General features: G+C 62.9%; 10 protein-coding genes and 1 tRNA gene. 6 read left to right on the top strand and 5 right to left on the bottom strand.

Annotated elements, in window-relative coordinates:
* Positions 1–398: 398 nt before the first annotated feature.
* Genes OXG33_01485 through OXG33_01475 form a run of 3 tightly spaced genes read right to left on the bottom strand, consistent with a single transcriptional unit; the run spans position 399 to position 7790 of the window.
* The gene (locus OXG33_01485; protein MCY4112596.1) at positions 399–3641 is read right to left on the bottom strand and encodes a helicase-related protein; all 3243 of its coding nucleotides are present in this window, start codon (positions 3639–3641) and stop codon (positions 399–401) included.
* A gap of 1 nt (position 3642) precedes the next feature.
* The gene (locus OXG33_01480) at positions 3643–4161 is read right to left on the bottom strand and encodes a hypothetical protein (protein ID MCY4112595.1); all 519 of its coding nucleotides are present in this window, start codon (positions 4159–4161) and stop codon (positions 3643–3645) included.
* A gap of 41 nt (positions 4162–4202) precedes the next feature.
* A complete protein-coding gene (locus OXG33_01475; protein ID MCY4112594.1) occupies positions 4203–7790 on the bottom strand; it encodes a hypothetical protein in 3588 nt (1195 codons plus the stop codon).
* Positions 7791–8291: 501 nt separating this feature from the next.
* Between OXG33_01475 and OXG33_01470 the strand changes: the two genes are divergently transcribed.
* From OXG33_01470 to OXG33_01450, 5 genes are all read left to right on the top strand, one after another.
* Positions 8292–9128, top strand: coding sequence for a hypothetical protein (locus OXG33_01470; protein ID MCY4112593.1), 837 nt, complete (start codon positions 8292–8294; stop codon positions 9126–9128).
* A gap of 56 nt (positions 9129–9184) precedes the next feature.
* On the top strand, positions 9185–10000 hold the full coding sequence (locus tag OXG33_01465; protein MCY4112592.1) for a nucleotidyl transferase AbiEii/AbiGii toxin family protein: 816 nt from the start codon (positions 9185–9187) through the stop codon (positions 9998–10000).
* 166 nt (positions 10001–10166) lie between these two features.
* Positions 10167–11012, top strand: a complete 846-nt coding sequence (locus OXG33_01460; GenBank protein MCY4112591.1) for a hypothetical protein — start codon at positions 10167–10169, stop codon at positions 11010–11012.
* Positions 11002–11622 carry a hypothetical protein gene (locus tag OXG33_01455; protein MCY4112590.1) on the top strand — a complete coding sequence of 207 codons (621 nt, stop codon included), beginning with the start codon at positions 11002–11004 and terminating at the stop codon, positions 11620–11622. The genes OXG33_01460 and OXG33_01455 overlap by 11 nt, the downstream gene beginning before the upstream one ends.
* Positions 11623–11668: 46 nt before the next feature.
* Positions 11669–11959, top strand: coding sequence for a hypothetical protein (locus OXG33_01450; GenBank protein ID MCY4112589.1), 291 nt, complete (start codon positions 11669–11671; stop codon positions 11957–11959).
* A gap of 642 nt (positions 11960–12601) precedes the next feature.
* Here the strand turns inward: OXG33_01450 and OXG33_01445 are convergent.
* Positions 12602–12674, bottom strand: a tRNA-Arg gene (locus tag OXG33_01445).
* A gap of 241 nt (positions 12675–12915) precedes the next feature.
* Here OXG33_01445 and OXG33_01440 point away from each other — a divergent pair.
* Positions 12916–14088 (top strand): Fic family protein, encoded by a 1173-nt coding sequence (locus OXG33_01440; GenBank protein ID MCY4112588.1) that lies wholly within the window; start codon positions 12916–12918, stop codon positions 14086–14088.
* Between the two features lie 391 nt (positions 14089–14479).
* Here the strand turns inward: OXG33_01440 and OXG33_01435 are convergent, their stop codons facing one another.
* On the bottom strand, positions 14480–15427 hold the full coding sequence (locus OXG33_01435; protein MCY4112587.1) for a Gfo/Idh/MocA family oxidoreductase: 948 nt from the start codon (positions 15425–15427) through the stop codon (positions 14480–14482).
* Positions 15428–15493: the final 66 nt, after the last annotated feature.

The raw sequence follows: 15493 nt of genomic DNA, 5'->3' as shown, positions 1-15493 counted from the left end.
GGGGATGACGGCAACATTGCTAGAGAATGGAGAGCAAGGGCAGAGTTTCAATCCCCGCCTGTCCTACAGGCCAGATGCGCCGCCTCGTCGCACTCGTTGCCGTCGACGCCTTGTTCGTTTCAATCCTCACTCGGCCCGCACTGAATGTGCCGCCCAGGGCGATTCTACGCCCGCAGATCGGCGATTCCACCAAGCGGGCCGAACGCTACCGCGGTTACCTCGCGCGCCTTGCACGACCGGCGCGCAGAGCAAGTCCTCTCAGCCCAAAGAGCCGGAGTCGGGTCGACCGGAGATCGGGGACCAGCCGCAACGAGTGCATCCTCTAACTCATCCTTTCTCCATCGCGTCATCTTTGCCCCAATTGCGCCAATTTGGGCCGCGAATCACCGACGAAGTCTCTATCTCGGCAGCACCACTTGGTAGCACACGACTCCCAAGTCGTCCTCCGCTATCGGCTCTGGTGCTTTGGGGGCTTCGACCGGGCGCAGGCCGAACCTCTCAATAACTTCGGTGATTCGGCGGGCGCAATCCGCCACGCTGATCCCGCTCCTTTCGTATTCCCGGCGCAGCCCCGATAGCTCCCGGCGGACCAGATTGTTCCTGCCGACCGAGAGGGCTTGGTCTGCCTCGTCGTATTCGTCGCCAGAGGGAGCATTCGGGGAACGGAGCACTTCCAGCGCCCAACGCTGACTGGCCGGCAGCGCGGCGAACCTAGCTTCAGGATCGAGCAGCGCGTTGTGCGCCGTGCAAATGTCGGCGGCAGCCACGGCGAACAGGTGTTCTAAGTCAAGCCCGTCCGGAATGGGACATCCCGGCTGCTCGTGCGGGTCTATCAACCGGAGCATCGGCAGGTCGTCCCTGTACTGGACCTGGCCCGACTGGGACACCACGCGCCAGTACCGCTCATCCCTGCGCGTTCGGCAGGCGAAGAAGACTGCAGGCTCCGTTACCGTTGGCGACTGTTGCACAAAAGCAGCACCGATTCCCCATGGCAGTTCCTGAAGCCTGCTCACCTCGCCTTCCTCGGCAGCGCGGCGGAGATAAGAACGAAAGAGCTCGCCCGCAAACGCCGAGCCTGTCTCCCCGCCGCGCTCCTGCTCGTCCAGCAGGGTAGCGTCGCCATCAGCGAGTCGTTCCACAAAGGTGGTCAAGTCCGCGTATACCTGAGACTCAGCTTCCACGTCGGCCAGCACAGGAGTTTCCATACCCACCGAGGCATTGGCCGCCATGATCTTGGCCTGGAGCTTGGCCTCCAGCTTCAGCAGACGGTTGAGGTCGCCCTGCTCGGGAAGAAGGGTATAGAGATACGCGGTGTCATGGGGGCTCCGCAGTCGGATGATTCGTCCATTGCGCTGCACCACGCGCTGAGGGTTCCACGGCATGTCGAAGGAGAGCACGGCTTGGGCCTGCTGCAAGTTCTGCCCCTCGGAGAGGATGTCGGTGCTGAGAATCACGTCAACTTCCTCGCCGTCTGGCCGAAACCCTATCTCGCCGCTCACCGACTCCGGGCAGAATCGCTCGAGCTCCCTGGTGCGGGCGTCGGCGCTCGCCTTCGAGCCAATGACCACCGTCCACTTGCGATCTCCAAGAACGTCCGGCTGATTCTCGATCTGCTCCTTCAGGTAGGCCGCCGTGTCCTGGAATGCCGTGAAGACGGCGACCTTCTGCGAGGGTGTTGAGGCCATGACCTCTTTGAGCGTCTCCAGCTTGGGATCAGGTCTATCCGCCAGGCTCTCCAACCGGGCTGTGATGGCCGCCAAGCTTTCGAGGTCTCGCTGCACGTCGGCTAGGAATCGGTCATCGAATCTATCAGCGGAGATTCCGCCCTCCGAGCTGGCCAGCGCCTCGTCGATTAGATCGGCGCCAAGGAACGAGTCGTCCTCGGCCAAGTCGCCAACAAGATCCTTGATGACTTCCGGCGGCGGTACCGCGCCCCGCACGGCGATCACACGTAACAGCACCGCGTTGGCATCCCGCATCCTCCTGACGGTCTGAAGGGCTGCGTACCAGGACGACTCGAACCGCTTCAGCAGCTGCGACTGCATCAATCCCGCCAGCGCGTCCTCCGAGGCTGACTCCCCGTCCGTATCCGCCCTATAGGCCGACAGGCGGTACCGAGCCATGGTCAGCCCGTCGATGCCGTCGTAGATGGACTGCACGAGTCCAGGGTGCACACGGTCCAGGTCGTAGCGGCGCTCGTGCAGCTCCGGCTCCGGGAATCTCACTGGCGTCCCGTCGGCGAACCGCTCGTTGCGGTAGCGCTCCTTGATGAATGCCCGGTCCCGCCGCACCGTCAGGGCGTCGATCAACGGGAAGAGCTTGGCCTCCGACAGGTTCTCCGACTTGGATGCCCCGGCCTCGGCGAAGAATTTGCGCAGGCTCGGAATCCTCAACGGCTCCATGTTGAAGGAGCTGTCGTGGCGACCAAAGAGCAGGAAGAGGTTATGTAGGTCCCACAGGGAATTGTTGACAGGGGTGGCAGTCAGGAGGAGCAGCTTCTTGGGCGTGCCTCCCATGAGCCGATCCAAGGCTGCGTACCACGTGTTGTCCACGTTGCGATAGGCATGCGCTTCGTCGATGATGACGAAGCGGTACACGTCCTTGTCGACCGGCAGCACCCGTCGCCCGCCGTCGCTGACCAACTGCCGGTCCTGGGCCAATTGCTGGTAGGACAGCACGGTGCCAGGCAGGTTTTCCTCGGCCAAGCGCTGCTCCCAGAGCCGGTCACGGAGTTGGGCCGGCGAAATGACCAAGACGTGCTGGCCCAGGTCCCGGGTATGCTCGCGGATGAACTGAATGCCTATCTCGGTCTTGCCCATGCCCACGCCATCGGCATAGAGCACGCCGCCGTAGCGGTCGAGAATTCGCGTGGCGCGTATCAACCCATCGCGCTGGAATGCCGTGAGCGCATGTGAATCGGGCAACGGCGGGGCGTCATCGAAGTCGTCCCCGTAGAGTTCTATAAGCGCCCGCAGAAAGACAGTTTGAGGGTCGCTCTCAAGAGCCTGCGGTCGCAAGAGCTCAAGCAGTTCTCGCCGGAAGTCCTGGGCGTCCTGCCACAGCCGCTCGTACCAGCCCAATGCCATGCCAACGACGTTGGGCTGGTAGTGCACCATGCCCAGCTCAAGATTGGCGACAAGGCCGCCCTGCGTCAGATTGGCCGACGACACCAGCGCGGCTCCCGGTCCCGTGGATGACCCGGCGTCGGTCAGTTCGCCGATCACGTAGGCCTTGCCGTGCAGGAAGCGCCGGATGTAGCGGCGGACTGCCACGCGGTCGGACTCGAAGCAGCGGGTCACCCGCTCCAGGACGGACCGCCGGGCGGCGGGAAACGCCGCGAAGTCTCGCTCGCGACGCAGCGCGGCGACCGACTGCTCGAAACGGTCGACAACGGACTCTCCCGCCGGATCGACCAGGGCCTCCGGCACCGCGCCGAGCAGCAGGCGGCTGCGGTGGTCACGATCCGCCGCCAGGCGGGCCAGTGCGTCCAGTCCTTCCAGGCCAATATAGCCGGTGGCTACGTTGATGGGGCCGGCGTAGTGCTCCGCCAGCCATGCCAACGCCTGCTGGTGGGTACCGTAGTCAACGTTGTCCACCAACTCGTACGGGCCAAAGCGCGGATCTGAGCTTTGCGTGGCCATGCTACTGACCGGCTACCGTTGGAGCGTCGGCGAAGTTTATCTTCTTCAAAGCGTTCGCTTCATACTTTCGGATTCTCTTTCCATCGGATACGATGAATCGTTCCAGCCTTGGCCTTGCCGCATATGTGTTTGGCGCCAAGTCCAGCAGCACCTTGCTGTATGGCCGGACCAAATCTTTATCCTGTAGGGATTCCAAGTGAATGACGTAGAGCGGGTGCAGGTGCATTCGTGTGCCTTGTATTGAGCGGTTGTCCGCGAGCTTCCCGTCATCGCATACAAAAGCCAACGCCTTCTCGGAGCTCGTATGGACACAATCGTAGTCTACTGTTATCGAAGAGACCCCAGTAGCGACAACTCCCCAGATTACATCTTTCTCGAAAGGATTTAAACTACGCCAGCTAACTCTCCTCTTCCATTTGCCGGCGCACCATAGAAACCCACGAATCAGCACACCTATGGCGACAAGGCTCGTTGCTCCGGCTGTTATTGCCTGCCAGACGATCTCATTTGGTGCTTGCATCTAACGGATCCAGTCCTTGCTGCGTCTAGGCGTTGGTCTCTCTACAATTTCTCGAACCATTCCAACACCAGACGTCGGTAAATGGGACTGACGGCGTTTTCTGTGAAGTCGGTGAAGATGAAGCGCAGTTCGTCCTCGGTCAGGTCGTAGGCACGGGCTACCAAGGCGTCGATCTCGGCCCTCAGGTTGTGGCGCTCGACATCGGTGAGTGGATCGCGTTCCACGCCGGCCTCAGCGGCAAACTCGGCGAACCGATCGTCCACGCAGGACAATCGCGCTGCAAGATCGCCGATACGCATCCAGGGGGTGTTGTCTTGAGGCGGGAAGCAGAGCATGTTAAGGACGTAGAAGTTTAGATGAAGCTCAACGTATCTACGTGAGAGCCAGTCGAATGCAAGGCTGTTCATCGTACCGAGGAAGCTTCCTTGCTCAATCGCACCCCAACCAGAAATGACAAGGTACGGCGCACTGTTCGTCAGTGGCGTCCGAGGTGGAATGAGGCAAGCAATCACGGTCCGAGAGTTCGTCCGATTTGTTACGTCTCGAAACGCAATGCGGCAGTAGTTGATTGGGTGAGTGTTGGGATCAGCCAGGTACTCTCTCGAGAACATCCGTCTAAAGACTGGCGAGCGCGTCCGCTTCCGCTGGACAAACGTAAGCATCTCATCCCAATCAGAGTATCCAGCTGGTTCGTTGCCATGTGGTTCGTATTGATCGAAGGAACGACCTTTCCACACCGGATCGCCATGAGAATGCGAGAAAAGCGCGCGCTGCTGCGTCTCATCTAGCTCCCTATACGGAATTGCATGAGACGCAGCAGCGCGCGCTTTCGAAAAATTTTCACTTTCGGGATTCTCTAAAGCGTCGAATTGGACGCCGCGCCGCAGTTTGGCGAGCACGTCCGCGTGCATCTGGCTGGGCAGCAGCGGCATTACCCGGGCGTTCCCAAGGGAAGACGCCAGGATGCTGACGCCGCGACCGCGCGCCACATCCTGGAACTCCTTGAGGTTGGCCGACGGCCCGGTTACTTGGAAGGCGGCCTGCTTGGTTGGTTTTCTGCGCCGGCCGGTCAATAGCGAAATCGTGTACTGCGGGTGAATGGTGAAGGCCCAGCGCTTGTTGTTCAGCAGCTGGTCGATACGGCGGAGACTGTTGTGAGTGAACAGCCACTGCCTGAATCCTCTAGCTCCTTGGGCAAGGAACGCTGTTCGTGGCAGCACCACGCCTAATCGCCCGTCTCGTCTCACGAGGTGGCTGTAGCGTTCGCAAAAGAGCTGGTACAGGTCTTTGTCGCCGACTCCCTGAAGCTGGTAGCCGCCGCTCTCGGAGAAGAACCCCCGGACAGTCGCCAACCGGCCCTGCTCCGCCTCGAACTCTCCCCGCCACGTCGAATTCTGCTCGTCGAGTTCTGCGATTCGTCGTCGCCGTTGGGCAAGATTCGGCAGACCTCGCAATCCAGGGTCGCGCAGCGCGTAGAAGGCAAGCTCTTCGACGGTTATCTCGTTCCAGGGCGGGTTGCCCACCACCACGTCAAAGCCGGGGCGCTCGCGGTGAAAGACGCTGGGAAACTCCAGCGGCCAGTGGAAGAAGCGGTAGCGAGCGGCGATACCCCCGGCCCCGGAGAGAGCGTTGGCGATTCCGGCGGTCGTGACCGAATCGCGCCGGATTATGCCATCGGCGTTGGTTTCCAGCGCATGGCGGGCACCGGCCAGCCCCAACGGTTCCGCCGCCCAGAGGTCGAAGGCGGACCGAAGCCCCGCGGTGGCGGCGCGAAGGTCGGCGGCGAGTTTTTCCGAGCGTTGCACCTCGTCGGGGGTGCGGTCGGGATTGGCCGCCAACCGCCGCTGAAGCTCCGCGGCGCGTTGCATCGCCAGGCGAACGGGCTGGCCGGTGAGGAGTGGGCTGTCGCTGCCGCCAACCACCTGCGGATCGGCCACGCCAATCAGGGCGTCGCCACACTTGAGATTGCTGCCCAGGTAGGAGAGGGCCAGCCCAGGGACGAAGGAGGCCAGCCACAGCGTGACGTTGGCAACCTCCACCGCCATGGGCGACAGGTCAACACCGTAGATGCAGCGCTTGAGGATGAGCCGGCGCAGCAGATCGCCGTCCTCCGGCTGCTGCACAGCCTGCGCGGAGTCCTGGCTGAGCTCGCTGAGCTGCTGGGCAATGCCGGGCAGCCCCTCGACTTCGGCCAGGAAAAGCTCGATGCGGTCGGCGATCATGTCCAGGGCCGCCGTGAGGAAGTGGGCGCTGCCCATCGCCGGGTCCACCACCGAGAAGTCGAACAGCCGTCGGGCCGCCTCGTTGGGGTCTTGGGCTGCCAGCTGCCCAATCCCTTCCAGATGATCGTCGAGGGCGGGCAGGAGCGAGTGGTTGAGGAGATGGTCAACGAACTCGTGCCGGGTGTAGAACACGCCACCGGCCTTGCGCCCGCCCGCCTCAGCCTGGTAGTAGAGTTGCGCTCTGGTCACCTCCGGCCGCTCTCCGACGCGGAGGGGCCGGAACACGTCATGCCTGACGTCGTAGGCCAGGTCTTCAGGAGCGCGGGTCAACCGCAGGGTGAGCAACGCCTCGTAAATCGCCCCCAGGTGGCCGATCTGCAGGCCGGCGTAGTCCAAACCTGGAGCGTCGAGCTTGTCGGTCTCGTAGGCGATGGCGGCAAGCGCCGGAGCTAGGTACACGTCGGCGACCTCTGCCCGTTCCAGCAGGTCGCTGCCGGGGAAACCGGAGGCGGCGAACAGGCTGCCGTTGTACGGCGGAACTCCCGCCGATCGGTCCCCGGTGCGCACCATCCGCACCAGCGTCCGAAGCCGGTCCCATCGCTGCGTGGCTCTCCGGCTGAACGAGGACAGGGCCATCCGGGAGTCCTCTGCGAGCAGGCGCGCGCTGTGAGGCCGGTAGGCCTTCGAGCCGATGGGCAGGTAGCCGCGAGCCTCGGTGTGGAGCAGGAACATGAACCGGAACACCAGGGTCAGCGCGGCCTCCTCGATCCGCCGAAGTTGCCGCCGGTCGCTCAGGTCGGCTTCTTGTGATTCCAGCCACTCGCCCAGCCCCCGGGCGATGTTGGGCAGCGCGTCCTTGATGAGCCGCTCCTCAAGGCCCTTGCGCAGCTCCTCGCCGAAGTCCTTGGCCTCGCCGACCCAACCGGTCAGCCAGCCGTTCTCCTCCAGCGACTCCGGCGCGAAGAGGCCGAGATAGAAGCGGTCCTCCCGCTCCAATTCGCCGGTGTCGATCTCCACGTGCTGCCCGGTCGCCGGTCCCACCGGGGGCCGACGCTGGAACAGCCGGTAGCGGCCCTGCGCCGCCAGGATGCCCCAGTGCGCACCGTGTTGGCCGCAGTCGGCCAGCACCATCCCTTCGGGCAACTCGCCGTTGTCGGTGAGACGGCTGAACTGCGAGGCGTCCCGGTGCGGGTGCACCACGGCAACCGGCGCGTTGCCGTGCCTCAGCAGGTAGCCTCGATGCGGGAGCTGCTCGATCTGATATTCCATGCTCTGGAACAGCGAGCGCCATGCCACACCGCCGACGGGGAGCACACCTTCGACTGCGCTGGACAGTCGGTGCGCATTGATGGGCCAACGCAAGCGCTCCCGCAGAAAGTGGGGCGTGAGAAGGTCCTTGACCCGCACGCCGGGGACCACGGCCTCTTCAAGACGTCTGAACTCCCGCGCGAGAAACGATGCGGCCTCACGCGCCGCCCGACTGCGGCTCGCCCTCAGCAGGTCGAGGACCCGTTCGGCCGGCAACTCCCGAACGGGTCGGGCATCCTGCGGCCCGGCAACACGAACCATGGACTCGTCGTCCGAGGCGGCCAGCAGGACAACCGAGTAGGCCTTGCGTCCCTTCCGCGCCTCCCACAGCCTGCGCAACTCCACTTCGCTCGCTGCCCCATCAATCCACAGCACGTGGTAGGCCGGGGGCTCCCAGACCATCGCTGACGCGCCGGCCTGCGAGGTCCAGCCGCGCCCACGGCCGAAGACGGCCTCAAGGCGTGCGGGTGTCTGGCCGGCAGCGCGTGTCGTCATCTACCTACGTTATTCACAGAGGTTCAGTTTCCTTTGACAGTATCCAATTTACGCTGTACGGTTGCAAGACCCTCGTTGTCCGGCAAGGGCTAGGGAGTCCATTCGATGACTGCCAGCACAAAGCCCAAGCAATCCTTGGTCGGCATAGAACTGGTGCGACTCCTAGCGTACGAGGGGGACCGCATCTTCACGACGGATCGAGCCAGGGAGCTGGCGCCCCGTGTAGGTCTCAAGGACGCCTACCTCGCAGAGTCCCTGTACCACCTCCGCAAGAACAATTGGATCGTCCCGCTGCGTCGAGGGCTCCATGCGCTGTCTCCCACCGTTCCAGGCGTCGCAACTGCACACGAGTTCGAGATAGCCATGGCGCTGGTCAACCCCGCCGCGATCTCCCACTGGTCGGCCATGCATCACCACGGGCTAACGGAACAGGTTCCGAGGGATGTATTTGTCCTCACGACAACCGGGACCTGGATTCCCCGCGCAACGGGTAAGCAGGGGCACGCGAGCGGCAGCTACACGGTCGGGGATACGACGTACCGATTCGTCCAGACAAAGCCTGACCGCTTCTTCGGCGATGAGAAGGTGTGGGTTGGCGACGCCCGCGTGTCCGTCACGGACCTGGAGCGCACGTTGCTGGATGGCCTCGCCATGCCGCAGCACTGCGGCGACTTTGCCGAAGTGCTGCACGCCTTCCGAGTGGGAATGGAGCGGCTAAACACCGAGCGCATAGCGGAGTATGCCGTCAGGCTGGGCGTGACAACCGCTAAGCGCCTGGGATGGGTGCTGGAAGCCCAAGGAGTCGCGCCGGCCAAGCTCGAGAAGCTGAGCGCATTGCCCATCAGGGGCTACCGCACGCTGGACCCAACTGGGCCTCGGAGGGGACCATGCAACCGCCGCTGGATGGTCCAGGAAAACCTGCGGGGAATGATGGCGGGGTGAGATCTCTCCGTACCCGGCTTCAAGAAGCGCGGAGGCGTCTGGGCATTCCCTGGGACGTGCTTGAACGGGACTACCTGCTGTCCTGGCTGTTGGCTGGAATCAGTCAGACGCCGATGCTCCGGGACACGCTGGTCTTCAAGGGCGGGACGGCTCTCCGGAAGTATTACTTCGGCGACTACCGCTTCTCCGAGGACCTGGACTTCTCGGGGCTGGCGGGCGTTCCCACCGGTGAGGAGATGGAACGCTTGGTGAGTGAAACGTGCGAGCTCGCCGTCAGGTTGCTGGACGAGCATGCCCCTGTGGATATCACCTGCGAGCGCTACACGGAGCGAGAACCGCATCCCGGAGGCCAGGAGGCGTTCAATATTCGAGCCAGGTTCCCGTGGCAGAGCCGCCCACAGACCCGCGTCATGATCGAGGTCACGATGGATGAGCGAGTTGTACTGTCTGCTGAGCGGCGGCAGGTCATCCACGACTACGGCGAGCCACTCAATGCCGATGTGAAGGTGTATCGCCTGGAAGAGATCGTTGCCGAAAAGCTCCGAGCGCTCCTGCAACAGGCGCAAATGTTTGAGCTGAGAGGTTGGAGCCGCTCACGCGCCCGCGACTACTACGACCTCTGGCGCGTGCTCGGCGCCTACAGGAACCAGATGGACCTAAGGGACTTCGACGCACTTTTGCATAAGAAGTGCGCCGTACGGGGCGTTGCATTTGCAGGCCCGGAGGATTTCTTTCATGAAGAAATGCTCGCCTACGTTGAGGAGACTTGGGAGCAGTGGCTCGGCCCGCTCGTGCCTGGACTCCCGCCGTTCGAGACGGTGATTGACGGGCTTCGCCCGCAGATCGATACTCTCGTCTCTTCGGATAGATGACGAGGTATAGGTTTGGAACGTACACGAGCGTCGAAGGCGGTTCTTCTCGTTTGATGGAGCTTCTCACCGATGGGGCATGAGCGTGTAGGGGGCGCTACCACGAACGAAGCCTTCGACAGCCGAATTGGGTGAGTCTGCCAGACGATTGGAAAACGGGGGCAGAGTCTTGCGCGAAATACGTACTGCACTAATCAACCACTTTGAGGAGGCCCCCACGCTTCTTCAGGAAACGCTTGCCGAGGTCAACAATGATGAGATTTTTCCCGGCGACCTCGGCCAAGCAAGCGACGAAGAGCTCGGTCGCTCCGCTCTCTACGTCGAAAGCCACTGCCTTCTGAAGGCGGGGATCCATATCGCCGCCGTTTTCCGCGCAAATGAGCAGAACAACGTCCATTCGCTTGGCGTACGCGCGAGGGTCCTGATTGAGTGCGCCGCGGAGCTGATGCTCATGGGACATTCCGCCGTTGAGGGTACGCCAGAGATGTTGAATCGCATTCTGAATCTACAGGAGTTTGACTGGCAGCAACTAATGCGCCGGATAACGGTGGGGCAAATCAGCAGGCAGGAACTTGAAGCAAGCACAACGAGGGCGAGGGAGGGTATTGGCCTGTTTGACGGCAAGCAGCCCAAGAAGAGGACCATCGCCGACCGCGTCTCTGCCTTGACCCAAGGCAAGATGTGGTATGACTATCTGAGCTGCTGTTTCTGTGATGGCAAAGTCGACCCACTCAGGATGTCCCCGGGTAGCGGCGGCGTCCTCCCCGCACCACAGTGGCAAACCGACCTCGCCTTTGCTGTGATACTGAACTGCGCCCTAACGTACGTGTGCCAGATGTTGCTGGCATACGGAGTGATCAGGATGAAGATTGGGGAAAGTAGCCAACTCTTTGATGAAGCCTCGGCGTTATTCGATAGAACAAGGGAGACGGCAGCTCCAGTGAGGTCGTGGCTCAAAGAGATGAGCGGAGACGACTCGATCCGGACGGACGGAGGCGCAATAGGTGGAGAATGATCCCAAATTCACCGAGCAAATGCTGGTCGAGCAACTGACGGCGGCGTGCGAGGAACAGATCGATGCTCTACGGAGGACATGTAAGGCTCATGAAGACCTGTTTGGCCCCCTCGACGCCGAGCGGAAGCACGAATCTGATACGCTCCTTCGCCTCCGCAAGGTCTATTGTCATGCGATAGCCGTCGCCTCCTGTCCGATGAACCAGTGGGCAATCCACGCGATGGCTCCAGATATCCGGACGTCATTCCAACATTTGAAGACTATGGTGCGTGATGGCGTTTGTGTCGAAGTGCACGAGCCGGGGGATAGAAATTGCCCAAGGCCAAGATGCTTCTCGACGTGGGACGGGTTGCTGGCTCCATACTCACATCCGACAACCACGGTTCTCATGTTCTTCAGTAGCGCGGGAGGCTTGAGGATGGACGATGTTCGGTGCTTAAGTAAGCTCTGTTTGTTGCTGTATAGCCTCTCCAGTTGCTACGCCATGGTCCTCGACGTGGAGGCCTTGCGCCTGGGCCTAACGTCGGAAGAGGACTTCGCCAACATCGCCGAGCGAGCGAATCCGCATGAAGTGCTGGAGTCAGCTTACCGCTATATCGCAACTATGTGAGGTCCTACCCCATGTCCAGGGAGTGGCCGACGGCGCTCACCGCAGAATGGACGAGGTGCCCAGCGTATGCATTCTCGCCGCCTCGACGTCGCCCGGCATCGACGCACTTCGCTCCCGGGTGGAGTTTCACAGGAGGAGTCGCTTCGACGCCACCATCATTCTCCACGACGGACACAGCTTCGGTGCCGTGCGCCAGGGCTTGGCCCTGCGGCGCCGCCTGACGCACCCGACGGATCTGAGGACGCTCTACGCAACCCGTTTGACGCAAGTCCGGCAGTCCTATGGCGACGCATCAGGCAAATGCCGCAGGTACCAGACGCAGGCAGCCGTTTTCTGAGAAAGCTTCTTGCATCTGAAATGTCAATCCAGCCTCGCGTCGACGTTGAAGAAGTGGCTGTCGTCTCGGGAGCGGACAGTGTTGGGGCGGGCGCTGAAAGTGGACGAGGTGAGGTGTTTCAGCGAGGCGGCGAGGCGGATTGGGACAATTCTGCTGCGTGCTCTGGACCGTCGCTAGTTCCCGCCGCGGGGTCGCTCGCTTGGCCTTCAGTTCCGCCGTCGCAACTTCCGGATTGGCCACTCGTGCGCCAAGGTTCGCCTGGGCGTCGTCTGGCACGTCCACCATCCCGCGCCTAGGCGGGGTCGGTTCGAGCTCGTCCGCCGAGGTATACGCGTGGACGGCGAAATACCACATCGGGTGATCCACGGTGCACCCGGTTAGCTGCGCATGTGCGGCGCACACAGCGAAGTCCTCACGGTACCCGCGGCAACTCCCAGAAGACGCTGAGGCACCCATGACCACTCCGCCGGTGGGATCTGAGGCGTGCCCAGGCGACCCGTGATTGTGCCTGATCCGCTGCACGCGACGGTTTGGCTGCCCACCGCGGCGACGAGATGTGATCCCCACGCGCGCGAGTGCGCCCTGTCCCTACAGGTTCAGAGCGAACCGCAGCGTGAAGGTTCTTGATTTTGTCCAACTGGGTAGCCCCGCCCGGACTCGAACCGGGGCGCGTGGTTTAGGAAACCACCGCTCTATCCAACTGAGCTACGGGGCCAAAGCGTCGCCGTCAAGAGTAGATGGCCCGGCTGTCGCGCGGAAGAAGTCGTGAATCGCCGGCAGGTTTCTTGGACGCTCGGATCTGGACGCCGCCCACGGTCGACGTCTTGCCAACTCCCGCGCCTGACGACCGGTACATTGTCGTATTGTTTTCTACTAAACGACGTGGAGGTCTGTTCAAGGATAAATTTGGTCGTATACAATACGACTATCCGTTGGTGTGAATAGAACTATTCCACATGCTTTTCCACATGCCGCCGCTCGACGAGCAGGAAGCGGACGTTTGCGCCCGCGTGGACGAGCTGCGCCTCGCGCTTCGCGGCCAAGTCTCCGAGCAGCGGCGCTGGACCGGATTGCTGCGGCGGGTGGCGTCGGCGCGGGCCATCCAAGGCTCAAACAGTATCGAGGGGCTGAACGTCTCGCTGGACGACGCCGTGGCGGCCGTGGGCGGCGGGGAGCCATTGGATGCGACTGAGGAAGTGTGGGCAGCGATTCAAGGCTACCGCGAGGCCATGTCGTTCGTCTTGCAGCTTGCGGACGATCCGCACTTCGAGTACGACGCGTCGCTGATCCGAAGCCTGCACTACATGATGATGCAGTACGACCTGGGCCTGCGACCGGGACGTTGGCGATCCGGGCCTGTCTACGTTCGGGACGAACGATCGGGCGACATCGTGTACGAGGGACCGGACGCCATCGAGGTTCCCGGGCTCATGGAGGAACTGGTCGCGGAGCTGCGCGAGCAGGACCCAGCCGTGCCAGCAGTAATCCGCGGTGCAATGGCGCATCTCAACCTGGTCATGATCCACCCATTCCGCGACGGCAATGGGCGAATGGCACGGGGACTCCAGACGCTGGCGCTCGCGCGAGAGGGGATGCTGGAGCCAGCGTTTGTAAGCATTGAGGAGCATCTGGGCCGGAACACAGACGCCTACTACGCGGTGCTGGCCGAGGTTGGCGGCGGCGCCTGGCAACCGCAGCGTGATGCCCGATCCTGGGTCCGATTTGCGCTGACGGCGCACTACCGGCAGGCGCAAACTTTGTCGCGGCGGGCGGCGGAGGCGGAACTTCGTTGGGACGTGCTTGAACGAATAGTAGAGCGTAAGCGATTGCCCGAACGGTCCGTCTTCGCTCTTTGGGACGCTGCGCTGGGATTCCGGGTGCGCAACGCGACCTACCGCGAATTCGCTGAAGTCAGCCTGGTGGTCGCCGGCCGCGATCTGAAGGCGATGAGCGATGCAGGGCTGCTGGTAGCGCGGGGCCAAGCGCGTGGGCGGCACTACGTGGCGTCGAACGCCCTGAAGACGCTGGAGGCGTCGATCCGTCGAGATCGGAGGCCAATTCCCGATCCCTTCGAAAAGGACCTGCGCCAGCAAGAACTGCTGCTGGGAAGTAGCAATCGGGCAGGCTGAGAGGCGCGCACCCGGCGTCCCCAGGCGAAACCCTTATCCCTGCGGCCGTGGGTGTTCGTTCTAGATTCTTCACATCGCTTCGGAATTGCGCATGGGTTGGCGCGGCCGTCTGGAAGTGGCATTGCGGCCTAGAATCGCCGAAGGCCGAATGCCCCGGGGTGCGCCGTTGCCCAATGCGGATGTCCAACGGGTGCGGGAGCTCTGCCAAACAGAATTCACCTGAGGAGCTATTCCCTCACCCCAACCGTCTCCGACGTGAGAGACGGCTGGACCGACATGTAGGGGCGCCCCTTGTGGGCGCCCGCGCTGCCGGTGATCCGGGCAGCCACAAGGGCTGCCCCTACAGGGACTGACGGTTAGGCAAAGCCCCCGCCGGGGTGTGGACCGGCCCCTAGATCTGTGACTGCATGATGCGGTCGACGAGGTCCATGGTCTTGACCGCGTCGGCAAAGCACGTGTCGGGCTGACGGCCGGCCTTGACGGCGTCGATGAAGTGCCGGTTCTCGGCGAAGAAGCCGAAGCGATGAATGATTTCCGACCCACCGCCGACCTCCGCGGCATCGACCGATTCGCCCTCGGCGGCGCCGTCGCGATAGATCTCAGCGCGCCATTGATCGTCCGCGAAGGCCGAGACGCCTTGCCCGTGCATCTCGAAGTAGTGGTCTCGCCGGCCGGATCGTCGCGAGGCCGTGAGGATGGCCGTGCAGCCGGTGCTGAAGGTGACGAGGGCGTTGTGGTTGTTGACGAACGGCATGTCCACGGCGCGGTTGTCGGCGGCGACCGATGCGACCTCGCCGCCCGCCATCCAGCGCAGCGTGTCCACCGAGTGGACGATGTCGGTCGTCAGGTGCGAACCGGCGCCGCGACCGTAGCCATAGCCATCCGGCTTGCCCTCGAACTTATGAAACCCCGCCAGGCACTGGTGCAGCGGCCCCCGCTCGGTGATGGCCGCGCGGCAACGGCGCAACATCTCGCTGTAGCGCCGGTTGAACCCGACCATCGTCAGCCGATCGTGCCGGTCGGCGTACCACGCGAGCGCCTCCGTCTGGTAGGTGGTGAGGGCGGGCGGCTTCTCCACGAAGACGTGGACGCCTAGCTCCAGCAGGTCCACCACGAGGTTGTGCAGATACTGCGGCGGCATGATCGCGTAGACCGCGTCGGGCTTCTCCCGCGCGACAAGCTCGCGAAAGTCCGAATAGCGCCCGGCAACGCCGTAGGTGTCGGCCGTCGTTTGCAGGCGCTCGGCGTCCAGCTCCGCGATGCCCACGATTTCCACGTCGGGCATGGCGGCGAGCGAGGGGTAGTGGGCGGTGTTGGCCATGCGGCCGGCGCCCACCATGCCGATCCTCACCGTGTCGATGGGCTCGGTCCTCCCCGGCGGCCACGTAGCGGAAACCTAACACGG

Source organism: Chloroflexota bacterium, from assembly GCA_026708035.1.
Taxonomy (GTDB): domain Bacteria; phylum Chloroflexota; class UBA11872; order UBA11872; family UBA11872; genus JAJECS01.
This window is presented reverse-complemented; position numbering and strand designations above follow the sequence as displayed.